Source organism: Bacillus cereus group sp. BfR-BA-01310, from assembly GCF_022664325.1.
GTDB lineage: Bacteria > Bacillota > Bacilli > Bacillales > Bacillaceae_G > Bacillus_A > Bacillus_A paramycoides.
Map to the genome: position 1 here is coordinate 322,092 of NZ_JAKUHD010000003.1, position 24,477 is coordinate 346,568.

The window sequence follows — 24,477 nt, forward strand, 5'->3', positions numbered from 1 at the left end:
ATGCTATTTAGATTACTTCTTTGTGCCTTTACTTTTGTATGGTTTTGCAGCTTTTTTTTTCTTTGCACTAGATTGCCAACGGTTCCATCCTTTACTTCCTGTACCTTGTCCTACACCTTTTTTTGGTTTCGCTTTCGTTTTACTCATATGATCACTCCGTTATATAAAAAATCTTATTTGATAATAGCCAATGTTTTAGAAAAATACTCTCGATAAATGACTATGTTTGTTTTAAGTAAAAACAAACTGCTTGAATGCTATAGTATATCATGAAATTGCGAGTAAACTGAAAGGAATTATAAAGAAAATGAAAATAATAAGAAATACTGCGGATTCTATATTTCGAACGATTACATTAATTGTTGTGTATATGTTAGTTTCAGTTAGTGAGACGTTTTTTGGGGTGTCAAGGCAAAAGAAGTAAAGAGGCTATATTGGAAACAATCAATCAAGCCGTAAAATAAAGAATTGAAAAATATTTTAAAACTTTTTGTTGACTTTCTCTGTTTTTTGTATAGAATAATCATTAATAAAATGTTTCAGAGATGTGACAACAAACGACTATGAAAGGACGAGTAGTAGTAGGATGTAGTTTAAGCGAGTCAGGGACGGTGTGAGCCTGATACGAAGCCTATTATGAAGAACCTCCTGGAGTCGCTAACCGAAATCCTTTATAGGAAAGTAGACTTAGCCGGGAACTTCGCCGTTACAAGAAGAACAGTATCGAGATTTTTAATCTCCGTACTGTATAAGTGAGCAACCTCTGTTGCTAATTTGGGTGGTACCGCGGAACCAAAGCCTTTCGTCCCAGTTTTTTGGGAAAGAAGGGCTTTTTTTTGCTGGCTTTTTTCCACAACATCCAAACATTTTAGGAGGAAACCACCATGTATCAATCATTAATGACAGTAAGAGAGACTCAAATCGCAATTAAGGAAGTTAAAACATTTTTCGAGGATCAATTAGCAAAACGCCTTGAACTATTCCGCGTATCTGCACCATTATTCGTAACGAAAAAGTCAGGTTTAAACGATCACCTAAACGGTGTAGAACGTCCAATTGAATTTGATATGTTACATTCAGGAGAAGAATTAGAAATTGTTCATTCACTAGCGAAGTGGAAAAGATTCGCATTACATGAATACGGATATGAAGCTGGTGAGGGTTTATATACAAACATGAACGCAATTCGTCGTGATGAAGAACTTGATGCAACGCATTCTATTTACGTTGACCAATGGGATTGGGAAAAAATCGTTCAAAAAGAATGGCGTACTGTAGATTACTTACAAAAAACAGTACAAACAATTTATGGAATATTCAAAGATTTAGAAGATCACTTGTTTGAAAAGTATCCGTTCCTTGGAAAGTATTTACCAGAAGAAATTGTTTTCGTTACTTCTCAAGAACTAGAAGATAAATATCCAGAATTAACACCGAAAGATCGTGAACATGCAATTGCGAAAGAACACGGTGCAGTCTTTATTATTGGAATTGGTGATGCACTTCGTTCAGGTGAAAGACATGATGGACGCGCAGCTGATTATGACGATTGGAAGTTAAACGGTGACATTTTATTCTGGCACCCAGTACTACAAGCTTCATTCGAATTATCATCAATGGGAATTCGCGTTGATAGTAAATCACTTGACGAACAGTTAACGAAAACGGGTGAAGACTTCAAACGAGATTACGATTTCCACAAAGGAATTTTAGAAGACGTACTACCATTAACAATCGGTGGTGGTATCGGCCAATCAAGAATGTGCATGTACTTCTTACGTAAAGCACACATCGGTGAAGTCCAATCTTCTGTATGGCCTGACGATTTACGTGAAGCTTGTAAAAAAGAAAACATTCATCTGTTTTAATATAAAGTGAAACTTTAATCAGTGGGGGGCATCCCACGCTGATTATTAATTGAACCAATCGGGCTTTTACGGGCAGTTGATCTTCCACCTAACTTCTTTGTTTTACAGCCGAATGTTGAGGTGGGAGTCTTACTGCCCGTTAATGCGGGACAACTGTGAGGGAGAGTAGCTCAAACATAGAGCTATTCTCCCTTTTTTTATTATGTAAACGAATGGTTTACAGTGATTTTTACTAATAGTTACTTTTATTGATTATGAAGGAATGCAAGGGATTTTATTAGGAGTTGCGCTATTCATGATGGTTTTTTACTCTGATGTGAAGAGAGTTATTTGGAATGAATATAGATCGTTTTTTCAAGGGGAACAGCGAAGTGGTATAAATGATAAAAAGTGAGAAGGGTCTGTAATATTTCCTAGGAAAAGGGTATAACGAATAATTTAATTATTTTGTTGTGATTTTCGGATGTCGATAATATGTTAAAAAGCTGTTTGTATAGAGTGTTGAAATCTATACAAAGCAGCTTTTTATTTAGATAGGAAGGAAATAGATTAATATGATTTTTTGTAAGCTTTACTGAAAAATATTAAATTAGCCCATTTGCACTAAAGGCTCAATTTTCGCCATAAATGATTGATGAAGCGCTTCAACACCATCTACTAAGTGAATTCGGTCAATGACAACCGATACTTTAATTTCAGATGTACTTACCATTTTAATATGAATACCTGCTTCTTTTAAAGTAGTGAACATATTCGCAGCAACACCTGGGTTAGATACCATACCAGATCCTACAATTGATACTTTTGCTAAATGATTTTCATATTCTACAGATTCATAGTTAAGTGTTTCTTGATTTTGTTCTAACACCTCTAATGTTTCTCTTAAATCATTAGAATGGATTGAGAAGGAGAGGTGAACAGTTCCTTCATTTGTAATGCTTTGAATAATAATATCTACATTAATATGTGCTGCTGCTAATGTAGAGAAAACAGTTGAAAGGGAACCTTGTTCTAATCCTTTGATTGTGACGCGTGTAATATTATCTTCAAATGCAATACCTTTTACGATTGATTGTTGTTCCATGTTACATTCTCCTTTTACAATTGTTCCGTTTTCTTGTTCCATACTTGAGCGTACTTCTAAAACTACGTTATGATTTTTAGCAAATTCAACAGCGCGTGGGTGTAATACGCCAGCGCCGAGGTTTGCGAGCTCTAACATTTCGTCATAAGAAATTTCATCTAATTTATAAGCATCTTGTACTACGCGTGGGTCAGTCGTGTACACGCCTGTCACGTCCGTATAAATATCACATTTTTTTGCTTTTAGTGAAGCGGCTAATGCGACAGCAGTTGTATCGGAACCACCGCGACCAAGAGTTGTAATTTCATTTTCTTCACTGATTCCTTGGAAACCAGCGACTATAACAATCGTACCTTCAGTAAGATAGGACTGAATACGCTCAGTGTTAATGTCAGTAATCCGTGCACTACTATGTACAGATTCTGTCGTAATACCAGCTTGCCATCCTGTTAATGAAATTGCGTTATAACCTTTTGTTTGTAGTGCCATTGTTAATAAAGAAATGGTTACTTGTTCTCCTGTAGATAGAAGCATATCCATTTCACGTTTACTTGGACTTTCCGTAATAGCATTGGCGAGTGCTACAAGTTCATCTGTATTTTTCCCCATTGCTGAAACGACAGATACAACGCTATGACCTCGTTTATATTCTTCAATAATTAAATTTGCTACATGTTGAATACGTTCAATACTTCCGACAGAAGTACCACCAAATTTTTGAACAATTGTTTCCATTACGAATTCCTTCTTTCGTCCATTTTTAAGAATAGGTTAGGACATATACAAATCCCAATATCCCTGTAGTTACCAGAAAGACAAACAAAAAACACCACCTCAAATAAGTGAGGATGGTGCTGTTACAGGAAAAGGGAAACAGAAAACGGAGCTAATAAAAAAACCGCCAAAAAAGGAATATCATAAAAATGATATCTCTTTTTTGTAGATAGCTCTTCATATGTACACGTCTGTACATATGACAGTTCTGTTTCTATTCGAAAACAGCCCCAATCGATAAATGCAGAGAAATTTATCAATTTCGGCAACACTTCCTTTCTTCTAAACTCATAGACATCTCTGTGTCTCCTTTAGAATACTCATAAGCATTGCAACCTCTATCTCACGTTTTAGGCGAGAGTGTTTGAATTATAAAGTTGTTGGTAACATTTGTTTTATAATAATTTAAATTTTTCAGGGAATCAAGTGTTTTATATATTTTTTAAAAATTCTTTCTTTTTATTGAACTAGTTTGTGAAAAATGTAGCAAAATTAATTCATTGCCTGTACATTAAAAATATAGTACATAGGAGGTGGGAGAATGAAAAGGAAAAAGCCTATTTATGTTGCGACAGAAATGAAAACAACAATGGAGAAATTATGGGAATATACGCAGCAACCAGACATACATACAGAGTGGGATGCTCGTTTTACTGAAATTTCGTATTTAGAGAAAAAAGAAGGAGAACCACAGAAGTTTTTATATAAAACAAAGATTGGTTTTGGCCTTGAAATAGCTGGAGAAGGGGAATCGATAGGTGAAATAAGAAAAGAAACTGGAGAACGTATTTCTTCTTTAAAATTTTGGACAGACAATAAGCTATCACTTATACAAGTAGGGCGTGGTTATTGGAAGTATACACCGAATGGAGAACATATTCATTTTGAAACACAGTATGATTATGATACGAGATTTGGTCGTATAGGAAATTTGATAGATTTATATATTTTTCGTCCGTTATTAGGTTGGGTAACTGCATGGAGTTTTGATGCCCTCAAATTATGGTTGGAAAAAGGCCTTCATCCTAGTATGTTAATTAGAAGAACGATGACGTATTGGCTTGTTTGTTTTTTATTTGCTTTCGTATGGTTATATCAAGGAATGGTACCGAAAATGATTTTTATGCATCCAGAAGAAGTGAAGATGCTTTCTATACTTATTGGTTCAACTGAAAATAGTATTTTTGCTCTTAAAATAATTGGGTTATTAGAAATTATTTTTGGTGTTATATGGATATTCCCACTTCAAAAACGAAAACTATTTATATTGCATATTATATTGTTGATAGTCTTAACATTAGCGGCAGGATCTACGAATATCGCTAGTTTTACGCAACCATTTAATCCAATTACATTGAATTTTCTTTTAATGGGATTATCGATTGTCGGTTATATGAATAGTAGCGATTTACCAAGCGCAAAAAATTGTAAGAGGAAGAGAAAGGGATAAATGTATGGTTAATATTTATGAATGGTTATTAGGGAATGTCTATAAAAAACTTCATCCAAAATTACAGAAACGCTATGCGATTACAGAAGAAAATAGTTTTATAGGGGAAGGGGAAATGGATGAAATTTACGGAGGCTCTTTTTTCGTTAAATTGATATTAAAAGTTGCATCGAAGTTTCGAATGTTTTTCTCAGAGCGGGGAGAGAAAGTTCCATTTACGATACATAATACCGCTGAGCAGGATGAACATGGAAATGAATTTGTACGGTGGAATCGTACTTTTTATTTTCATAATAAGAAAAGATATTTTAACGCCGTTATGCAGTTGGATGAGGAGGGAAAAGAAATTGTAGATTATTTTGGTGAACCACATTTACTTGTTTCTACATTGAATTTTCATATTGATGAGGCGGGGGCAATGCATATTTCTTCAAAGAAGCAATGGTTTTTTATGTTTGGAAGAAAAATTCCGTTACCAAAATTTTTATACGGAGAGGCAAAAATTATTGAAAGCTATGATGACGCACTACAATGTTTTCGAATTCATGTACAAGTACGAAATTCGTTAATTGGTTCACTATTTTCATATAAGGGAACATTTGTGGAAAGGAAATAAATGAAATGACGAATATAATAATTGGACTTGCTTGTTATATTATATTTCTAATAGGCGAGTGGTCGAATTTAAATCCTGTTGAAGCAATTATACTATTATCTATTTTGTTATTCATACCGATGTCATTTTGTATTATTGATAAAAAAACAAGAAATAGATCGTATGTATTAATTTATAAATTTGTATCGTTTTTATATCCGATTGCTGCAGTTAGTGCGATGCTAGCTTTCATAACAAATCATTTCATCTTTGCGTTCTTTTGGTTTATGTATACAGGGATTATTGCATTATTTGGAGTAAGTAGATTGTTAGAAAGAGGATGGAAACCTATAGAAGAAACAGCTATTGATAGTGCGTTTATTTATTTGTTTTTAGGAGGTTCTTGGTTCTTTGCTTCTGTAGCGAAACTTCCAATTATGCACTTTAGTTCTGACATAGTATTACTCACAGCTGCACATTTTCATTACTCGGCATTTTTATTGCCGTTATCGGCTGGTTTACTTGGAAGGAAAAGAGAAAAGAGAAGTAAATTATATGACGTTATTATGTTTATCATCGTTGTTTCTCCTATGACAGTTGCGATAGGAATTACGTATTCGAGGGTATTTGAATTCTTTGCAGTGTTCATATATTTATGCGCCATTTATGGATATGGGATTTACGTTTGGAAAGCGAAATTCAATGTAATAAGTGCAAAGGTTCTCCTTACTATTTCATCTAGTACGCTTATGGTAACAATTATGTTTTCACTTGTATATTCATATGGGAATTTCAAACAAGTAATGACGATTACAATTGCACAAATGGTTTGGATTCACGGTGTTGTAAATGGAGTTGGAGTTGCATTACCGGCTTTTCTCGGTTGGATGATTGAAAAGAGTACTCCGAATTATAAGTACTATGGGAAACCAATGAGCCAATTAAGAGGGGATTCTACAGTTGGAGAGAGTTTTTTACATAATCAAAGCGTAGTAGATAGCAAGCGATACAGTGGTCTAGTTGATAAAATGAATGATTTTCATAGTGACACATTTGATGGAATGAAGGTTCCTTTAAGTATTATTCATTTTTATGAGAATACGAGGGAGTATCAGTTGCAAGCGAATATTAACTGGGCACGTTGGTGCCGTCCATTTGCATTTTGTTATGAAAAAATGAGTAAGCGTGTAGCGCAAATTCATTTAGGGATGGGCGGTAAGTGGGAAAAGATGAAAGGCTCTATCGTTAGTGTAAAAGATGAAAGTGATGGAAGAGAAAACGTAAGAGCTTGGCTAAGAAAAAATGAAGCAGGAGAGTCTATTTTTGTAGCTCTTTATTCAACACATACACACGAGAAAGAGACATACATGAATATCGCATTGCCTTTACCATATTCGAATATGACTGGTATTTTGAAATTGTACAATGATGCTAACCGCTTAATTATTACTAGTAAGCTAAGAAATAGTGGCAAGGGAGATGAAGGGATTTACTTACATACTCGTTTCTTTACACTACGTTTACCATTAGCAGAAACTTTTATTATTAAAGATGACGGGGATCTAATGCTAAAAGCTCACCATAGAATGTGGATATTCGGAATTGAGTTTTTAGAGATTCATTATGAGATTAAGAAAATAGAGAAGAAATAAGAAAAGCTTGGAGAGATGTCCAAGCTTTTTACAGTTTAAATATAATTTTATATTCCAAAATATACAATAATAATTGAACATGAAAAAGATAGTCGTATGTTAGCAGAAAAAATACAAAAACGACTAGTTTAAGCTCTAGATACAAGAGATTGTGGTGTGAAAGAAGACCTTTATGTAATAAGAGAAAATGAGATGCCTGCAGTATTAACTGAACTAGCATTTTTAGATAATAGTGCAGATTATGAGAAGTTGGCTTCAGAATCAGGAAGACAAATCGCTACAGAGGCAATTTATGCTGGTATTTTAGATTATTATGAGTGGAAAGGTTTCAATGTTTCAAAGTATCGTTTAGCTAAATAAAAATCATCGATTGCTAAGCCCATCGTCTATATAGAGATGGGCTTTTTATATAAATTTATGTAATTTTGTATCGGAATAAAAAGATATATTGTATTATGCTGATTATAAATAAAATAATGGTAGATTAGTTTATTTTTATCACGTATACTTTTACTGTTGACTAATTAAGAGTTTGTTAGTTTGATAGGGAAAATTTTATTATAAAGGGAGGCAAGTTAACACGGGACAAGCATATACATAACGTGTTAAAAAATTATGAAAAAAGTTATTACTAATGTGTTAGCAGCGACAGTCGCACTTCAAGTAGTGATGGCTCCAGCAGCTGCATTTGCAGCTGAAAAAGAATTTCCTGATGTTCCGAAAGGGCATTGGTCATATGAAGCAATTACAAATTTAACGTCAAAAGATATTATTGCAGGGTATGATAATGGTAAGTTTGGATTTGGTGATGTTGTAACTCGTGAACAAGTGGCAGCATTAATGTATCGTGCATTAAAACCAGAAGCGAAAAGCGAGTATAAAAATCCATACTCTGATATTAGTGCAGGAACAACAATGTTCCAAAAAGAAATTTTGACTTTAACGGATATGGGGATTTTTGTAGGTGATGGCAAAGGGACGTTTAGACCGAAAGATTCTCTAACTCGTGCTGAAATGGCTGTTATTTTGCAAAAAGCATTTAAATTAGAAGTGAAAGCACCACACACATTTAATGATGTAGATACAACTCCTTGGGCGAAAGATGCAATTAGTGCTTTGCAATCTAATGGTGTAGCAGCAGGGAATAATTTTGGCGGATTTGATCCATCAGGTGTATTAACGCGTGAAAGTTATGCACAACTTTTATATAAAGCAATGCAAGTGAAAAACGATATTCCGGTTGAACAACCATCATATATTAATCTAGATGTAACATTACCATCTAACGTAAAGGCACAAGAGATTGATAATTTCATTGGAAAGTATCATTCAGACAGTCCACTTGTTGGAACCGGACAAGATTTTATTAAAGCGCAAAATGAATATGGCGTGAACGCTTTATATTTAGCAGCACATGCAATCTTAGAATCTGGATACGGGAAATCAGAAATTGCATATCGTAAACATAACTTATTTGGATTAAGAGCGTATGATTGGGATCCATTCGCACATGCAAAATATTTACCGTCTTACGGATTAAGTATTTCATACAATGCTGATTATGTAAGAAAGAACTATTTAGAACAAGGTGCTAGGTATTTTAATGGTTACACATTACCTGCAATGAACGTTATGTACTCAACTGATAAAGAATGGGCTGGCAAAATCGCTAATATTATGGAGCGTATTAAACCTTTTAATAAGGCAGATTATCAAAATGCAAAACGCCTACCGAAAAATCCTAATACATTAAATGTAGAGGTATTAAGTGAAGCAATTCCATATAAAGATTATGCAAAAGATGCAACAGCTACTGTTCAATCGGTAGGATCTTACTATCAAGTTCCATTCCCGTTTAACAACCCAATTAAGAGTGTACCGAATGTTACACAAAATGAAGTTGGAAAATTAGAAAATGGTACAAAAGTAAATGTATATCGTGAAGATCCAAATGGCTGGGTAGAATTCTCACTTGAAAATGCTCCGGAAAAATATTGGACATTGAAGAAGAATTTAAAATTATAAAGTGGAAAGGTGTTTTCATATATGAAAACACCTTTTTTATTTATATTCATCACGTGATACTCCATATTATGTAAGAGCGATAGAATCATTATGATGTTCTCCTTTATGTTTTTGATATTTTTACCAAGAAGTAAATAGTTTCATATATAATTAAAATCAATGAAGAACGAATTTTCAGTATTTAATTTTAGAGATTAAGGTCTTTTGAAAAGAGGTGAGAGACATGCAAGGTGAAATACAAAAGGAAAAAAGTTTAGGTTATGTAGGAAAATTATTATTACCAGCTAAAGTATCACCACACTTTAAGTTTTTATGGATTGGACAATTACTCTCGACCTTGGGTAGTTCAATAACGATGGTGATTCTTCCTGTCGTTGTTTATTCATTAACTGGTTCAACAGTTGTAATGGGAATGACTATGGCAATGTACATGCTTCCTAATATTCTTGCGTTACCGTTTGCTGGATTAGTCGTGGATCGGATTGACCGGGTGAAATTAATGTTATTTACAGATATAATCCGCTGTATATTAATGCTATTACTTGCAACACTTATATTTATGGATTTGTTAACGATTACGCTATTATATGTACTCGTTGCATTATATGGACTTATGGAAGGTATATTTCAGCCGGCGTATTCAGCTGTAAGAGCGAAAGTATTTGTACCGGAAATTCGAAATGCAGCTAACGCATTAACGCAAATGAGTAATCAAGGTATACGACTAATCGGACCAGCTCTTGGAGGATTAATCGTTTCAGTTACATCTGCTGGAATAGGGTTTGGATTGGATGCAGTAACGTACTTGCTATCATTTTTATGTTTATTATTTTTAAAAGAAATAAAGTTTAATAAAGTACAGAAACTAGAAAAGAATAAAGTGAATTATAAAAAGGATTTTATGGAAGGTTTCCTCGTTCTAAAAAGTCATCCATGGTTATGGATTACAATTTTAGTTTTTTCATTCGTTAATATTTGTTATGCAGGAATTATAGTTGTATTAATTCCATGGTTGTTTAATGTTCATCATCATTTTGAAGCTTACGTGTATGGCTTGGGTATGGCTTCTTCTGGTGCTGGAGCTGTAATTGCAGCACTAATTTTTGGTGGGAAGCAGCAGTGGCATAAGAGAGGACTACTTGCTTATGGTGGTGTTTTAATAAGCGGATTGGCACTTTTAATTATGCCTTTCATTACTTGGGCACCTGCTTTAATAGCTTTAATGGCAATTGAAGGGTTCGGTATGATGATATTTGGGCTCATTTGGGAAACGAGTTTGCAAGAGCTTGTACCAGAAGAAGCATTTGGCAGAGTAGCGAGCCTTGATATGTTAGGATCTTTCGCTTTATTACCATTAGGGTATGTGGTCGTAGGCTGGTTAGCTACTGTAATAGGCGGCGAGGTAACAATTATAACGCTAGCCATTTTAGTAATCGTAACAATTGTATTGGCATTGTCTGTACCAAGTATTCGGCGGTTCGATTGATTATGTAGGCTAAAAGGAGATATGGCATATAATCGATTCATCTTAATTAAGCATTTGTCTAATGAAGAGCCTTCCGTACATATTTGGGCTAAAAAATTTGTGTGGATGCTACGAAAATGGATATTGCAAAAGAATTGACTGAAGCGATTCAATCTGGCTTTGTAAATAAAGACTAAGCCCTAATCTAATTAGGACTTAGTCTTCATTAAATACAAATGTTTGTTTCATTTTTTTACTCTCATTTACCGGATGACCGTTGTAAGAGAAAGTCGTTTCTTCCCAAGTAATAACGACTTCAAAATTATGGCTATTAAAGTCTAATGGGAATACCATGTAGTCAAAGCTCGTATGACTTTTTGAAACGTTCGAATTTGATGTAGTAGGTTTAAAGGTAGCTTTAGATGTAGGAGTGTTATCAAGTATTTCCACAGATACATTCGATACATCATTACCGATGTTTTTTACGAGTAAACTATACGTATCATATACACCTTGTTTTGGTTGTATCGCTTGCTTGTTTGAGTTATGAGATTTGTCAATTTCGATATACCATTGTTTAGACTTTGATGCAATTGGTAGCGACTGAAATGTATAGGCACTAGCTTGCATCGGGAGTGCTAAACATATAAGCGTAAAGAGAGTTACTATTTTTCGTTTCATGTTTTGAGAGCTCCCATTCTTTAATGGATTTATTTGTTATTATCTTCTCTTTTTGAGATAATATACCATGCTATTTAGAGGGAGGGTATATTGAAGGAACTAGCAAGTATGGGAAGCGGTATTTTTCTACAACTGTTATTTTTGTATATATTTATTTCTGGTGTTTTATTGGAACTCAATCCATGGTATGCGGTAGAGGTTTTTCGGCATAATTTCCTTGTTTTGTTTTTGTGATTAATAATAAATGCTTGCTAAAGGATGCTAAAAAGCATATCAGTGGGATTAATTTATTAATATAAAGAAGAGTCTAACCTCCAAAGGATAGATGCAGGTGGAGAGGTACGAGCGTTAGTCAAAAGGAATAAGAATATGAAAAAATTCCCAATAAATATGTTGAAATAACATTGTCATATAATAAGGGGGATTTGTTTTATGGAAAAAGAGCATCTTGCTAAAGTAGATTTAACGAAAAGTGTGGACTCCAAATCTAAGTACAATAAGAAACTCGAAAAATATCAAATGCGCTTATTGGCACTACAGCAAATTTTAAAAGAAGAGAAAATAGCTGTTATGCTTGTTATGGAAGGTTGGGATGCAGCAGGTAAAGGCGGAGCGATTAAGCGAGTAACTGAGCATCTTGATCCGCGTGGATTCCAAGTAAATCCAATTGGGGCGCCTGCTCCTCATGAAAAACGGTATCATTATTTGCAACGTTTCTGGCGGAAAATTCCTCAATATGGGCAAATTACTATATTCGACCGTTCATGGTATGGTCGTGTATTAGTTGAACGTGTTGAAGGGTTCGCCACAAAAGAAGAGTGGACGAGGGCATATGGTGAAATTAATGATTTCGAGAAGCTATTAACAGATGATCATTACATAATAGGAAAGTTTTTCTATCACATTAGTAAAGACGAACAGTTGAAACGATTTAAAGAAAGAGAGAACAATCCTCTTAAAAGATGGAAAATTACAGATGAAGACTGGCGAAATCGTGAAAAATGGGATGAGTATGTCGAAGCAATGGAAGACATGTTTGAAGAAACAAATAAGCCGAATGCTAAATGGAATATTATTGCGAGTAATGATAAATTATACGCTCGTTTGAAAACATTGAAAGAACTTATTTCATTAATTGAGGATCATTTTTTAGAACATAATATAGAATTACCTTCTTATTATTATGAAATAAAAGAAGGTAAGAAAGAGAAAAATGAGTCTATGCAAGATGCAGGGGTTAAATAGTAAAAAGGTTTGTATAGGAAATATGAAGGGAAGCTGTCTTGTAATTTGGTAAAACAAAATTACAGGACAGCTTTTTTAGTTAGAAACATTTTACAATTTACAGAATAAGGTATATAATCAATAATCATATTAACAATGTTAATATGATTATTGATTATATACTATGTGGGGGTCTTATTTTGAAGGGAAGAGATGTTGTTTTAGGTTTATTGATGGAAAAAGAATTGTCTGGTTATGATATTAAAATTGTGTTTGAAGATGTATTTACTCACTTTTTTGATGGAAGCTTTGGAATGATTTATCCAACTTTAAGACAATTGGAAAAAGAGGGGAAAATAAAAAAAGAGGTTGTTATGCAAGAAGGGAAACCGAATAAGAAAATGTACTTTATTACAGATGAAGGGCGTGAAGAATTTTATCAATACATGCAAATGGATGTAGAGAAAGATGTTTTACGTTCAGATTTTTTAATGAGGATGTATTTTGGTAATTATAGTGATGGTGCGACGATAAAACAATGGATTGAAGACGAAATTGAGAGGAAAGAAGCGTACATTGCAGATCTTCGTTTGAAATATGAAAAGTGGAGAGAAGGTATTACTTTTGTCGAGGAAATTTCACTCGATGTAGGTATCGCATCGTATAGTGCGCAAGTAGAGACGTTGAAGAGAAAATTAGAGCAGTTAGAAGCGAAAGAAAACAATAAAATAGAAGAATGAAAAACACGTTCACAATAAATAAAGGGGTAAATAAACATGGAGCAATCAAAAGGTATTAAGATTGTTTTTTTAATGTGCTTAGGTATTTTTCTTTGTATGATTGATACGACGATTATGAATATAGCCTTACCAGCTATACAATCAAGTGTGAATACTTCATTAGAAAAAATGTCTTGGGTATTAAATATTTATACAATGACGATTGCAGTACTTGCAATTCCACTAGGGCGAATAGCTGATATTTTTGGGAAAGCAAAGATGTATATTCTCGGTCTAGTAATATTTGGTGGCGGCTCAGTGCTTTGTGCTTTTGCAAATACAGGTGACTTCCTCATTTTTTCTCGTTTTATACAAAGTGTTGGAGCAGCAATTTTATTTCCGACAAGTATGGTAATTGGTGTATCAGCTATGCCTTTAGCAAAGAGGCATGTTGCACTTGGCATTTTAGGAGTAACACAGGGGTTGTCAGCTGCAATTGGTCCAGTAATAGGCGGGGTTATTACGCAAAATTTAGGATGGAGATGGGTGTTCTTCGTCAATGTTCCAATTTGTATTATTGGAATTATTTTATGCTGCATTATGCTACAAATAAAAAATGAAGAACGTATTATCTCGAAAGTTGATTGGATTGGACTTATATTAAGTAGTTCAGCAATTTTCTCTTTTACTCTCGTATTAGTGAAAGGGAATGCGTGGGGATGGCAAAGTAATATTGCTTGGTATTGTTATATAATTAGTATTATTTCTCTTGTTCTATTTGTTTTAGTCGAAAGAAAGATTCATAATCCGATGGTGAACTTAAAACTATTTAAAGATAGGATGTTTGTAGGAGCATCTATTGTTGTTGTATTAAGTAATTTATTTTTAATTGGCGTTACTGTATTGCTTCCAACTTTTTTGACAAAAATACAGCACCGAACGGAAATTGAAGCTGCCTTTCTGGTGACACCTATTTCAGCGATGATATTTCTTGTTTCACCATTTGCTTCACTATTAATGAGAAAACTTGGAAAAATAACTATTATTTTGTCAGGGTTTCTTGTTATGAGCCTAGCGTATTATTGGCTACAGATGATTGGAGTAAATTCAACAAATATCGAAATTATTATTCCATGTATGATATTAGGTGTTGGATATGGTTTAGTAGTGGGACCAATTACAGTTTTAAGCGCATCTTCATTTGAAGGAGAGTTATTAACAGCTTCTCAAAGTGTCGTATCGATGTTACGGCAAGTAGGTATTGTCTTAGCGGTAGCGATATTCGTATCTAACTTAACTCACAATTTATCTATAAATAAAGAGAATGTATATCATTATGCGGAAGAAAAAGTACGTAATATTCATGTGGATAGTGCTCAGCAAGCCGAGATATTACAAGTAACAAAAGAAAAAATAGAGAATCAAAGTATAGAAACAAATGTAGAAAAGAAACAAAATGAAACAATGGTGGGGTTAAGTAAAGAGAAAAAAGACGAATTAATTCACCAAAAAGTGGATGAGGTATTAATTGGAGTTCCAGTAGAATATAGAGATATAAAAAGAGAAGAAATTACGAGTCAAGTAACAAAAGAAGTTGAAAAACAAGAGGAGAATATAAAGAAAGAAATAGTCGTACTTTCAAATGATGTGAATCATTATGCTCAGAATCAGATGGCCACGAGTTTTACTGATTTATATAAAGCGAGTGTGCCAATTATTTTAGTTTGTGCTTTAGTAAGTTTGTTATTTTGGGAAGGAAAAGCTTTCAGTAAGAGAAAAGGGGAAAAGGGTAGTAGGGGAATTGTAAGGGAAATAGGCTAAATATGAATTGTATTTTAATTATGGGAAGTTAGCAGTCAAAAAAATAGTATAGAGTTATTTTGGGAACTCCTCGGTAATGGGCGAAACGTAAACTGTGGGGTTCTTTACTTTGTTCCTATCGGCATATGTATCACTGTCATTAAGTATTTGCTTTCATTCATTATCCGTCAAAATCACGTTTTCGAATTTTAGAAAGATAAATTGAATAGTATTAATAAGTTGTATAATTGTTTTTTTACATGTAATGAATGGGCACGTATCAAGTTCAAATAAAGGATGCATAATATTATTTTCATAGGATTTTAAACATATTTTTCAAAGGAGTGTTCTTTAAATGTTTATAAAACCTATAAATTTAGCGATTCGATTTTTTCTAGAATTATGTGCTCTTGCATCACTATGTTATTGGGGCTTTCAATTTTGGGAAAGTGTATATGTAAAATTTATTTTTTGTATTGGCTCACCACTACTTTTTGCGATAATATGGGGGATTTTCATTGCACCTAAAGCATCATTGAAATTGCCAGAACCATATAGGTTTATGTTGGAAATCATATTGTTTGGAGTTACCTCTGTTGCTCTATATGTTGTTGATCAAACAACCTTAGCTATTATTCTTGGAATGGTATTTATAATAAATCGCACTTTAATTATCGTTTGGAAACAATGATTTTTCTGCAGTATCTGTATAAAATCATATATCATGTAGTCTCATACTGTATTTTAATGCTAAGTTTCTTCACGAAAGAAACTTAGCATTATTTGGCTTTACTAATAGGAGAGAAATGGCAGTGTTAAAAATGGCAACCTTAAAAAATTATTTAAAATGTAGGAGTGACGAAATATGGATAAATTTAAATGTTTTAAATTTTGGGATTTTGTTGTTTTATAGTACATTAACAAGAGATATTAGTTTCATAGGGAGGTTGAGGAAATGATAGATACAGCAGATGCTTTAATAAGTAATCGTATGTATACAACAGAAGAGCAACAAAAATTATATAAACGAACGTTAATTATCGTAAGCATTTCACAAATGTTTGGCGGGGCGGGGTTAGCTGCTGGAATTACAGTAGGTGCACTTCTTGCGCAGCAAATGCTTGGAACGGATGCATTTGCAGGATTACCGGCTGCTATGTTTACTTTGGGATCTGCGGTAGCGGCTTTCATAGTAGGAAAGCTTTCGCAACGATATGGACGCCGAGTAGGACTTGCAACAGGTTTTATGGTAGGTGGACTTGGTGCTATTGGAGTTGTAATGGCAGCTGTAACAAAGAGTATTATTCTCTTACTTGCTTCTTTACTCATTTATGGTGCAGGTACAGCTACAAATCTACAAGCTCGTTATGCTGGTACGGATTTAGCGGATAAGAAACAACGAGCAACTGCTGTTAGTATTACGATGGTTATGACGACTTTCGGTGCGGTAGCAGGCCCGAATTTAGTAGGTGTAATGGGGAGTTTTGCTCATTCGATTGGAATTCCTGAACTTGCAGGTCCGTTCATCTTATCAGCAGCAGCTTTCATGCTTGCGGGTCTTATACTTTTCGTTATGCTTCGTCCAGATCCATTAATTATTGCTAACATAATAGAAAAATATAAACAAGAACATACATATAAAGGGCATGCGGTAACAAATGAAATGGTAGAAAATAAACGGGGCATTGCCGTTGGAGCAATTGTTATGATACTTACTCAAGTAGTTATGGTTGCGATTATGACTATGACCCCAGTACATATGGGACACCATGGTCATGGACTAAGTGAAGTAGGGCTTGTCATTGGATTCCATGTAGGGGCAATGTATCTACCATCTCTTGTTACAGGAGTTCTTATTGATAAAATTGGCAGAGCAGCGATGAGTATAGCTGGTGGAGTTATATTACTAGCTGCCGGTGTACTAGCTGCGATGGCACCAAACGACTCTTTAATACTATTAGTTGTAGCACTTTCTCTACTTGGATTAGGATGGAACCTTGGATTAATAAGTGGTACTGCTCAAATCGTTGATTCAACAGAGCCTTCTACACGTGCAAAAACACAAGGGAAGATAGATGCTTTTATTGCGTTGGCAGGAGCTTCTGGTGGAGCGATGTCAGGTATGATAGTAGCTAATTCAAGTTATGCGGCATTATCATTAGCTGGAGGGGCTGTAGCCTTATTACTTATTCCTGTTGTGATATGGTCTCGGAAAGGTGAATAAATTTCATGAAATTAAAAAGAGGTTCTAGTTATTTCTAGAACCTCTTTTAATACATTTAACTTAAATCCCACTCTACAATAAGCCCTAAATGCGTAAGCCCACCGCCAAATCCGTACAGTAAAAGTGTATCTCCATTATTTAATTTCCCTTCTTTTCTAGCTAAATCTAAAGCGAGTGGAATGGAGACGGAAGATGTATTTCCCAAATATTCCACACTCGTTAATGTTTTTTGAATAGATATTTTTGATTTTTCGCAAATGGATTCAATCATTCGCAGGTTAGCGCTATGTGGTATGAACCAATCTATATCATCTATTTGCAAATTTGCAGTATGTAATAGTTCTTTTATGCCGTGTGGTACAGTTCGTACGGCCCATTTATATACTTCTCTTCCATTTTGAACGATTTTTTCATTTGTTTGTAGTGGCGTGCTATTCATAGTAGTAGATAAATTTGTTCTGTACAGATGAATACCGCCTTCACCGTTTGTTCCCATGTGAGCAGCGATAAAACTTGGTTTGTTTTCGTCTTTTTCTAATAAAATAGCTCCAGCACCATCACCGAACAAAATACAGGTCGTTCTATCTGTGTAGTCTGTTACTTTAGATAATGTTTCAGTCGCTACGACTAGTACTTTTTGGTGGGTACCAGCAGTAATTAAGCTGTTACCGACATGTAGCCCATAAGTGAAGCCAGCACAGGTAGCGTTTAAATCAAAAGCAAGTGTATGGGGGATATTGAAGTGTTGTTGTATTTGACAAGCAACGCTAGGAAAGACATAGTCAGCAGTTGTTGTAGCGACGATAATGCAGTCAATATTTTCTAAGCTTTTCTTATACGTTGTACATAAGTTTTCGATTGCTTTAATGGCTAAGTGAGAGGAGTATTCTTCTTCACCAGCGATTCTTCTTTCCTTCATTCCTGTTCTTTGCACAATCCATTCATTATTCGTATGGACTATCTTTTCTAAATCGTTATTAGACAATACTTGATTTGGAACATAAGTGCCAATTGCGGTAATGCGAGATTTAGAATTCATAGGAACATCTCCTAACTATTTTTTATAACCTGATACTAATATGAGGTTATAAAAATGTCAATAAAGACTTTTATTGTATGGAAACGATAATGTTTAATTTACTATGGAGGAATTTGGCGAGTGACGTAAAAATAATATACGGGAAGCTTCTAAAATTGATAATGAAGGGAGTTGAGCCCCTTGAAAAGAATTTTGCACATGTTGCCTATTGTCGTTATTTGTAGCTTTATTCTTATTATTTTTCCAGAGAAATCTTATGCTTGTGACTGTATTAAAAAATCTCCAGAGGATGCATTTCAAAAAAACGATGTGGTGTTTGAGGGGAAAGTAGTTGAGGTTCAAAGGAAAGAGGGAGTTGGAACTGAAGTATTATTTGAAGTGAAGAAAATTTGGAAAGGGACAAGTTCTTCGCAAATTATTATATATACAAATGGTGGTGATTGTGTATTTCACTTTTTAGAGGGAGGAGAGTACTTAGTGTTTTCTTCTCAAAGGGGGGAAGAGAAACAATTATACACATATAGTTGCAGTGGAACGAAGAGATTAGATGAGGCAGGGATGGAGAAAAATGCTTTAAGTCATATTGCAAAAGAGTCTGTTCCATCGAAGAAGGTGAATTTAAAAGGGGATATGGCTAACGGTTTAAGCTGGTGGAAAGTTGCTATCATTTCTATAGGTGTGTTATTGATAATCGCTTTTGTTATTTTTATTGTGAGAAGAGCTCGCAAAAAATGACGATTAAAGTAAAAATACAAAGATTTTCTTTCTGTTTCTATAGGTGGTTTAATCTTGTGAAAGCGAAATACTTATGCTACACTTTATGTAACTTAAAATGAACGGAGGGGCTTCCTTTGATCTTAATCAGATTACGTCTCAATACTTTGTGCCGATAATTGAATAGCGCTCAAAGGCTCTGTCTGTGTACAGAGTGAACGGGATTGGTCTGCCTATTTTAAAGGAACCCTTTTATTAAGCTTATATGTGAAAAAGAGGGAGGGACGAATACGCCCTCTTTTTGTTTTGCCTTTATAAATAGAATGGGGTGATATAGGTGAACACTTGTTGGACGCTTATACCATCTTGGGACTTTTTGACTATGTAATAGGACGAGAGCATTGCTTTCTTCTATTTCTTTGGTGAACCCTTATCCGTTTACGAAAACACAGGCAGTGACCTGTGTTTTTTATTTTGCGTAATCGAAATGGAGGAATAAATATATGGAAGAATTATTACAAAGAGCAGTTTTAGTTGGTGTAAATTTAGGTAATGAAAGTGATTTTGCATATTCGATGGAAGAGTTAGAAAATCTTGCAGAAGCTTGCGATGTAGAGGTAATTGGGCAAGTGACGCAAAATTTACAACGAGTAAATCCATCTCATTATATTGGAAAAGGAAAGATTGAAGAAGTAGCGGCCTACGTAAAAGAAATAGACGCGAATATGGTCATCTTTAATGATGAATTATCTCCATCACAAATTCGAAATCTAGAGGGAGATTTAGAATGTAAGGTTATTGATCGTACCATCTTAATTTTAGATATTTTTGCGCAACGTGCGAAAACGAAAGAAGCGCAGTTGCAAGTAGAAGTAGCGCATCTTCAGTATATGATGCCTCGTTTAATCGGTCTTCGTGAATCTTTAGGAAGACAGAGTGGTGGTGTTGGCACGAAAAATAAAGGTGTCGGTGAGAAGAAATTAGAGTTAGATCGTCGTAAAATCGAAGAGCAAATTTCAGTTTTAAATAAAGATTTAGAAGCACTTGTTGCCCAGCGTCAAACACAGCGAAAGCAACGTAAGAAAAATGAAATACCAGTTGTAGCATTAGTAGGCTATACGAACGCAGGAAAGTCAACGACGATGAATGCAATGCTTGAAATATATAATGGCACGGAAGAAAAACAAGTATTTGAAAAAGATATGTTATTTGCGACGTTAGAAACATCTGTACGAAATATTGATTTGCCAGATAATAAATCTTTTTTATTAACGGATACAGTTGGATTTGTTAGTAAATTACCGCATCATCTTGTAAAAGCTTTCCGCTCAACGTTAGAAGAAGTAGCCGAAGCAGATTTACTTATTCACGTTGTAGATTACGCAAATCCAAATTATGAACAATTAATTGATATTACAAATGAAACGTTAAAGAAAATTGGCGTGGAAAATATCCCGACAATTTATGCATATAACAAATCAGATATGGTAGATGTTGAAATTCCAAAAGTACAAGAAGATCGCGTTTATTTATCAGCGAAGAAACATGTTGGAATTGAAGAGCTTGTAGAAATGATCCGCTCACACATTTATAAAGAGTATACAAAGTGTGAAATGTTAATTCCGTATGATCAAGGACAGGTAGTTTCTTATTTCAATAATCATGCGCACGTGTTATCTACGAGTTATGAAAACGAAGGTACGAAAATTGCACTAGAATGTAAGACGAGTGATTATGAGAAGTATAAGCGCTTTGCTATTTAATAGAAAAAGGCGATCCTAATATGTTTTAGGATCGCCTTTTTCTTATTCTTCAATATAAGCCCATTTATAAGAGTAGATTCCAGCAAATGGACGAATAACAACACCTTGTACGGTTGGTCGTTCTAAATATACAAGTCCTGATTGGAAAATTGGAGCAATGGCTGCATCGTCTTCAATTAAAATTTTCTCAGCATCTTGGAACGCTTTCCAGCGTGCTGATAAATCAGTTACTAAAGTAGAGCTCGTTTTTTCAATTAATTCGTCGTACCGTTTGTTTGAATAGCTCATTTTATTAAAAGGTCCATCTGTGACGAACATATTTAAAAATGTTGTAGGATCAGGATAATCTGGTCCCCATGTAGAAAGTGAAATTTCAAAGTCACCATTTCCTTCGCGATCTAAAAATGCTTTTACTGGAAGTGGTTGTAACGTAATTTTTAATCCCGGTAAATTTTTCTCGAGTTCACCCTTTAAAAACTCGCTAATTTTTTTATCGTTAGACTCATCCGTTGTTATGATTGAAAGAGAAGCATTTTGTAAATTTGTTTCTTTTTTCGCAGTTTCCCATAGTTTTTTTGCTTCGTTTACATTTGTTTCTACTTTTACATTACTTGTACTGCGAAAATCTTTATTGTCAGGGCCTTTTACGAATCCTTTTGGAACGAAGGCATTCGCAGGTATTGAACCATTATTTAAAATCGTTGTTGCGATTCCTTGTTTATCAAAGGCAAGAGAGATAGCTTTTCGGGCATTTTTATTTGCTAATAAAGGATTCTTCTGACTAAAACGGAAAAATGTCATGGAAGGGCGTTCCATTTTCTTTAAGCTAGGATCCTTTTGGTATTTGTCGACAAACTCTGAATTAATCGTGATACGGTCTACTTGTTTACTTTCGAATAAATTAACAGCTGTTGAAGTATCTTTCACTATATTTACATTAATTTCATTCAATTTCACATTTTTATTATCCCAGTAATTTGGATTCTTCGTCATTTTGTAACTCGTATCATGTTTCCATTCACTTAATTGGAACGGCCCGTTATAAACTACATTTGCAGCTTCAAGTCCGTAATTTTTCCCTTGAGCTTCTACTACTTTTTTGTTTTGAGGATAAAATGTTGCAAATCCCATTAAACCTAAAAAGTATGGAACAGGGTGCTCTAACTGTACTTCTAACGTGTTATCGTCAATTGCTTTTACACCGAATGAATCGATTGGCAATTCTTTTTTATTTATTTTTTCAGCGTTTTTAATATCGAACATGATGTGTGCATATTCAGAAGCAGTTTCCGGATTTACGGCGCGCTTCCATGCGTATTCAAAATCATGAGCGGTGACTGGATCACCATTTGACCATTTTGAATCGTGTAATTTAAATGTGTATGTTTTTCCGTCTTCACTTAGTTTGTATGATTCAGCAGCTGCAGGAACAGGTTTGTTATCAGGTCCAGGCATATATAATCCTTCCATTACGTTGTTTAAAGCAGCGTAAGAAAACCCATCGGTTGCGATAGATGAATCGAGTGTAGAAATTTCCCCAGATTCTACAATGTTTAATACTTGTTGTGACGATTCTTTTTTCTTTTTTCCAGTAGTTGTTGCCTCATGTTTTTGACCACATGCTGTCAAAAACATAGATAATGTGATTGAGAGTGCAACGATTCCTTTTGTTTTTTTCTTCATAGTTGACATCCTTCCCTTCATCTCTGCCTTAGTATAAAAGAAAATATAGAAAATTTCTATAAATAAATCCGATAAAACATATAGAAAAAATATATTTTATAAGAAGTTGTATTTCTGGAAAAAGAAATGAAACCAGTATAGAATAGAAATGTTTCAAAACTCAGAATTTACTCTGATTAAAGTCTTGATTTATTACAGCCCTTCCCGAACGAGAAAACCCATCGCCTTTAGGCATGGGATGAAAGTGAGGTTGGATACAGAGTACCACTAAAAATCGCAAGGTTCGTGGTACTTTAAGTATCCAAAGTATAGGTAGTTTCTTCCGGTCTTTTTGTTGTAATTTTTCGAAAATAAATGATATATTGTAACGAGAATCAATGATGATAGAAGAACGTTTCAAAGTGTTTGAGAGAAAAATCTCCTCGTCTCATGCAGTTGCAAAGTTTATGGACACGTTCTTATTTTGTTTCTATTGCTAGAAATGTATCAAATGAACGATGCTGAAAATCAAAAAAACAAGGGGATGAAACGTATGTCACAGACCCTAACAGTGAAAGTGAAATTGATTCCAACAATAGAACAAATCCGTTTATTGGAACAAAGTAGTCACGAATATATCAAAGTTATAAATACACTTGTATCGGAAATGGTTAAAGCAAAGAAAACTACGAAAAAAAGCACAAAAGATATTGAAGCAAATATCCCAAGTGCGGTGAAGAATCAAGCGATTAAAGACGCGAAAAGTTTGTTTGCTACAAAAGTAAAGAAAAGCCATTATAAAATCATTCCGATTCTAAAAAGACTTGTTTGTGTATGGAACAATCAAAATTATTCATTTGACTGTACTTATATTTCCATTCCATTTATGGTAAATGGAAAGTCAACTCGTTTAAAGGTTCGAGCTTTATTAACAGATAAAAATAATCGCAATTTAGATTTGTTAAAACATAAGTTAGGTACACTTCGTATCATAAAGAAATCGAATAAGTGGATGGCCCAAATAGCTGTCACGCTTCCTACAAATGAAAGGGCGGGAACGAAAATTTTAGGAGTAGACTTAGGTCTCAAGGTCCCCGCTGTAGCAATCACAGATGATGATAAGGTTCGTTTCTTTGGAAATGGTAGACAAAACAAATGTAAGAAGCGTAAGTTTCGTTGTATTCGTAAGAAATTAGGAAAAGCCAAAAAAGTGAATGCGATTCGGCGATTGGATGATAAAGAACAAAGATGGATGCAAGATAAAGACCACAAAATAAGTCGTGAAATTATTGATTTTGCGATTGCAAATCATATTTCTGTCATTCGATTAGAACAATTAACGAATATAAGACAGACGGCAAGAACAAGCCGTAAAAACGAAAAAAACCTACACACTTGGTCATTCTATCGTTTGTCAAAATTTATTGAATATAAAGCGATATTAGCTAATATTCAGGTTGAATATGTGAATCCAGCTTATACAAGTCAAAGCTGTCCGAAATGTGCTGAAAAGAACAGGGCACAAGACAGAAAGTACAAGTGTCCATGTGGGTTTGAGACACACCGTGATATCGTTGGGGCGATGAATATTCGCTACGCAACTGTGATTGATGGTAACAGTCAATCAGCCTAAGCACCTATATGGTCTGGTTTAGGAGGGGCAATGGGATGCCCTCATCTTGAAGGCTGTTCAAAACAGAAATGGACTGCGAACGCTTAGTCATTCAAGAATCCCGCC

At 34.5% G+C, this 24,477-nt stretch carries 19 protein-coding genes, 4 pseudogenes, 1 riboswitch and 1 other annotated feature; of the genes and pseudogenes, 18 read left to right on the forward strand and 5 right to left on the reverse strand.

Going from position 1 to position 24,477, the window contains the following annotated elements:
• Positions 1-12: 12 nt before the first annotated feature.
• Entirely contained in the window at positions 13-147 is a 135-nt protein-coding gene (locus MR109_RS09765) for a DUF3934 domain-containing protein (RefSeq protein WP_000047591.1), read from the reverse strand.
• A gap of 407 nt (positions 148-554) precedes the next feature.
• Positions 555-813 (forward strand) — a binding site (T-box leader).
• Between the two features lie 71 nt (positions 814-884).
• Here MR109_RS09765 and asnA point away from each other — a divergent pair.
• Together asnA and MR109_RS09775 are read left to right on the forward strand one after the other, a co-directional pair.
• Positions 885-1,868, forward strand: coding sequence for an aspartate--ammonia ligase (gene asnA, locus MR109_RS09770; RefSeq protein ID WP_002171334.1), 984 nt, complete (start codon positions 885-887; stop codon positions 1,866-1,868).
• Between the two features lie 229 nt (positions 1,869-2,097).
• Positions 2,098-2,262: pseudogene (locus MR109_RS09775) on the forward strand (helix-turn-helix domain-containing protein); the annotation flags it as partial.
• Between the two features lie 195 nt (positions 2,263-2,457).
• Here the strand turns inward: MR109_RS09775 and MR109_RS09780 are convergent.
• Positions 2,458-3,687, reverse strand: a complete 1,230-nt coding sequence (locus MR109_RS09780) for an aspartate kinase (protein WP_242271905.1) — start codon at positions 3,685-3,687, stop codon at positions 2,458-2,460.
• Between the two features lie 201 nt (positions 3,688-3,888).
• Positions 3,889-4,075, reverse strand: a riboswitch (Lysine riboswitch).
• A gap of 192 nt (positions 4,076-4,267) precedes the next feature.
• Here MR109_RS09780 and MR109_RS09785 point away from each other — a divergent pair.
• The 6 genes and pseudogenes from MR109_RS09785 (at position 4,268) to MR109_RS09810 (ending at position 10,934) form a co-directional block, all read left to right on the forward strand.
• Entirely contained in the window at positions 4,268-5,176 is a 909-nt protein-coding gene (locus tag MR109_RS09785; protein ID WP_242271907.1) for a DoxX-like family protein, read from the forward strand.
• A gap of 4 nt (positions 5,177-5,180) precedes the next feature.
• Positions 5,181-5,792: a DUF4166 domain-containing protein gene (locus MR109_RS09790; protein WP_242271910.1), complete on the forward strand. Its 612-nt coding sequence runs from the start codon at positions 5,181-5,183 to the stop codon at positions 5,790-5,792.
• A gap of 5 nt (positions 5,793-5,797) precedes the next feature.
• Positions 5,798-7,423, forward strand: coding sequence for a YndJ family protein (locus MR109_RS09795; protein WP_242271912.1), 1,626 nt, complete (start codon positions 5,798-5,800; stop codon positions 7,421-7,423).
• Between the two features lie 78 nt (positions 7,424-7,501).
• A pseudogene (locus tag MR109_RS09800) lies at positions 7,502-7,783 on the forward strand (N-acetylmuramoyl-L-alanine amidase family protein); the annotation flags it as partial.
• 255 nt (positions 7,784-8,038) lie between these two features.
• Positions 8,039-9,448, forward strand: a complete 1,410-nt coding sequence (locus MR109_RS09805; protein ID WP_002171340.1) for an S-layer homology domain-containing protein — start codon at positions 8,039-8,041, stop codon at positions 9,446-9,448.
• A 223-nt stretch (positions 9,449-9,671) separates the two neighbouring features.
• The gene (locus MR109_RS09810; RefSeq protein ID WP_242271914.1) at positions 9,672-10,934 is read left to right on the forward strand and encodes an MFS transporter; all 1,263 of its coding nucleotides are present in this window, start codon (positions 9,672-9,674) and stop codon (positions 10,932-10,934) included.
• A 195-nt stretch (positions 10,935-11,129) separates the two neighbouring features.
• Here the strand turns inward: MR109_RS09810 and MR109_RS09815 are convergent, their stop codons facing one another.
• Entirely contained in the window at positions 11,130-11,594 is a 465-nt protein-coding gene (locus MR109_RS09815) for a hypothetical protein (RefSeq protein ID WP_242271916.1), read from the reverse strand.
• 90 nt (positions 11,595-11,684) lie between these two features.
• Between MR109_RS09815 and MR109_RS09820 the strand changes: the two are divergent.
• From MR109_RS09820 to MR109_RS09845, 6 genes and pseudogenes are all read left to right on the forward strand, one after another.
• Positions 11,685-11,798, forward strand: a pseudogene (locus MR109_RS09820) (alpha/beta hydrolase); the annotation flags it as partial.
• A 228-nt stretch (positions 11,799-12,026) separates the two neighbouring features.
• On the forward strand, positions 12,027-12,839 hold the full coding sequence (locus MR109_RS09825; RefSeq protein WP_242271918.1) for a polyphosphate kinase 2 family protein: 813 nt from the start codon (positions 12,027-12,029) through the stop codon (positions 12,837-12,839).
• A 179-nt stretch (positions 12,840-13,018) separates the two neighbouring features.
• Positions 13,019-13,558 carry a PadR family transcriptional regulator gene (locus MR109_RS09830; RefSeq protein WP_242271919.1) on the forward strand — a complete coding sequence of 180 codons (540 nt, stop codon included), beginning with the start codon at positions 13,019-13,021 and terminating at the stop codon, positions 13,556-13,558.
• 36 nt (positions 13,559-13,594) lie between these two features.
• Positions 13,595-15,358: an MFS transporter gene (locus MR109_RS09835; RefSeq protein WP_242271920.1), complete on the forward strand. Its 1,764-nt coding sequence runs from the start codon at positions 13,595-13,597 to the stop codon at positions 15,356-15,358.
• A 334-nt stretch (positions 15,359-15,692) separates the two neighbouring features.
• Positions 15,693-16,028, forward strand: a complete 336-nt coding sequence (locus MR109_RS09840) for a YrdB family protein (RefSeq protein WP_242271921.1) — start codon at positions 15,693-15,695, stop codon at positions 16,026-16,028.
• A gap of 264 nt (positions 16,029-16,292) precedes the next feature.
• Entirely contained in the window at positions 16,293-17,561 is a 1,269-nt protein-coding gene (locus tag MR109_RS09845) for an MFS transporter (protein WP_242271922.1), read from the forward strand.
• 55 nt (positions 17,562-17,616) lie between these two features.
• On the opposite strand, the gene MR109_RS09850 is transcribed toward MR109_RS09845, so the two are convergent.
• Positions 17,617-18,600: a ketoacyl-ACP synthase III gene (locus MR109_RS09850; RefSeq protein ID WP_178940282.1), complete on the reverse strand. Its 984-nt coding sequence runs from the start codon at positions 18,598-18,600 to the stop codon at positions 17,617-17,619.
• A gap of 180 nt (positions 18,601-18,780) precedes the next feature.
• On the opposite strand from MR109_RS09850, the gene MR109_RS09855 reads away from it, so the two are divergent.
• Both MR109_RS09855 and hflX read left to right on the forward strand, forming a co-directional pair.
• The gene (locus MR109_RS09855; RefSeq protein ID WP_178940281.1) at positions 18,781-19,335 is read left to right on the forward strand and encodes a cobalamin biosynthesis protein CbiN; all 555 of its coding nucleotides are present in this window, start codon (positions 18,781-18,783) and stop codon (positions 19,333-19,335) included.
• 482 nt (positions 19,336-19,817) lie between these two features.
• Positions 19,818-21,077, forward strand: a complete 1,260-nt coding sequence (hflX, locus tag MR109_RS09860) for a GTPase HflX (RefSeq protein ID WP_242271923.1) — start codon at positions 19,818-19,820, stop codon at positions 21,075-21,077.
• A gap of 42 nt (positions 21,078-21,119) precedes the next feature.
• Here the strand turns inward: hflX and MR109_RS09865 are convergent, their stop codons facing one another.
• A complete protein-coding gene (locus MR109_RS09865; RefSeq protein ID WP_242271924.1) occupies positions 21,120-22,760 on the reverse strand; it encodes a peptide ABC transporter substrate-binding protein in 1,641 nt (546 codons plus the stop codon).
• 396 nt (positions 22,761-23,156) lie between these two features.
• On the opposite strand from MR109_RS09865, the pseudogene MR109_RS09870 reads away from it, so the two are divergent.
• Both MR109_RS09870 and MR109_RS09875 read left to right on the forward strand, forming a co-directional pair.
• Positions 23,157-23,264, forward strand: a pseudogene (locus tag MR109_RS09870) (IS200/IS605 family transposase); the annotation flags it as partial.
• A 28-nt stretch (positions 23,265-23,292) separates the two neighbouring features.
• The gene (locus MR109_RS09875) at positions 23,293-24,372 is read left to right on the forward strand and encodes a transposase (RefSeq protein ID WP_242271925.1); all 1,080 of its coding nucleotides are present in this window, start codon (positions 23,293-23,295) and stop codon (positions 24,370-24,372) included.
• Positions 24,373-24,477 lie beyond the last annotated feature (105 nt).

Bases quoted from the DNA above. Each gene is read 5' to 3' on its own strand.
- MR109_RS09765 (WP_000047591.1), bottom strand. From the start codon at position 147: ATGAGTAAAACGAAAGCGAAACCAAAAAAAGGTGTAGGACAAGGTACA.
- asnA (WP_002171334.1), top strand. From the start codon at position 885: ATGTATCAATCATTAATGACAGTAAGAGAGACTCAAATCGCAATTAAG.
- MR109_RS09780 (WP_242271905.1), bottom strand. From the start codon at position 3,687: ATGGAAACAATTGTTCAAAAATTTGGTGGTACTTCTGTCGGAAGTATT.
- MR109_RS09785 (WP_242271907.1), top strand. From the start codon at position 4,268: ATGAAAAGGAAAAAGCCTATTTATGTTGCGACAGAAATGAAAACAACA.
- MR109_RS09790 (WP_242271910.1), top strand. From the start codon at position 5,181: ATGGTTAATATTTATGAATGGTTATTAGGGAATGTCTATAAAAAACTT.
- MR109_RS09795 (WP_242271912.1), top strand. From the start codon at position 5,798: ATGACGAATATAATAATTGGACTTGCTTGTTATATTATATTTCTAATA.
- MR109_RS09805 (WP_002171340.1), top strand. From the start codon at position 8,039: ATGAAAAAAGTTATTACTAATGTGTTAGCAGCGACAGTCGCACTTCAA.
- MR109_RS09810 (WP_242271914.1), top strand. From the start codon at position 9,672: ATGCAAGGTGAAATACAAAAGGAAAAAAGTTTAGGTTATGTAGGAAAA.
- MR109_RS09815 (WP_242271916.1), bottom strand. From the start codon at position 11,594: ATGAAACGAAAAATAGTAACTCTCTTTACGCTTATATGTTTAGCACTC.
- MR109_RS09825 (WP_242271918.1), top strand. From the start codon at position 12,027: ATGGAAAAAGAGCATCTTGCTAAAGTAGATTTAACGAAAAGTGTGGAC.
- MR109_RS09835 (WP_242271920.1), top strand. From the start codon at position 13,595: ATGGAGCAATCAAAAGGTATTAAGATTGTTTTTTTAATGTGCTTAGGT.
- MR109_RS09840 (WP_242271921.1), top strand. From the start codon at position 15,693: ATGTTTATAAAACCTATAAATTTAGCGATTCGATTTTTTCTAGAATTA.
- MR109_RS09845 (WP_242271922.1), top strand. From the start codon at position 16,293: ATGATAGATACAGCAGATGCTTTAATAAGTAATCGTATGTATACAACA.
- MR109_RS09850 (WP_178940282.1), bottom strand. From the start codon at position 18,600: ATGAATTCTAAATCTCGCATTACCGCAATTGGCACTTATGTTCCAAAT.
- hflX (WP_242271923.1), top strand. From the start codon at position 19,818: ATGGAAGAATTATTACAAAGAGCAGTTTTAGTTGGTGTAAATTTAGGT.
- MR109_RS09865 (WP_242271924.1), bottom strand. From the start codon at position 22,760: ATGAAGAAAAAAACAAAAGGAATCGTTGCACTCTCAATCACATTATCT.
- MR109_RS09875 (WP_242271925.1), top strand. From the start codon at position 23,293: ATGTCACAGACCCTAACAGTGAAAGTGAAATTGATTCCAACAATAGAA.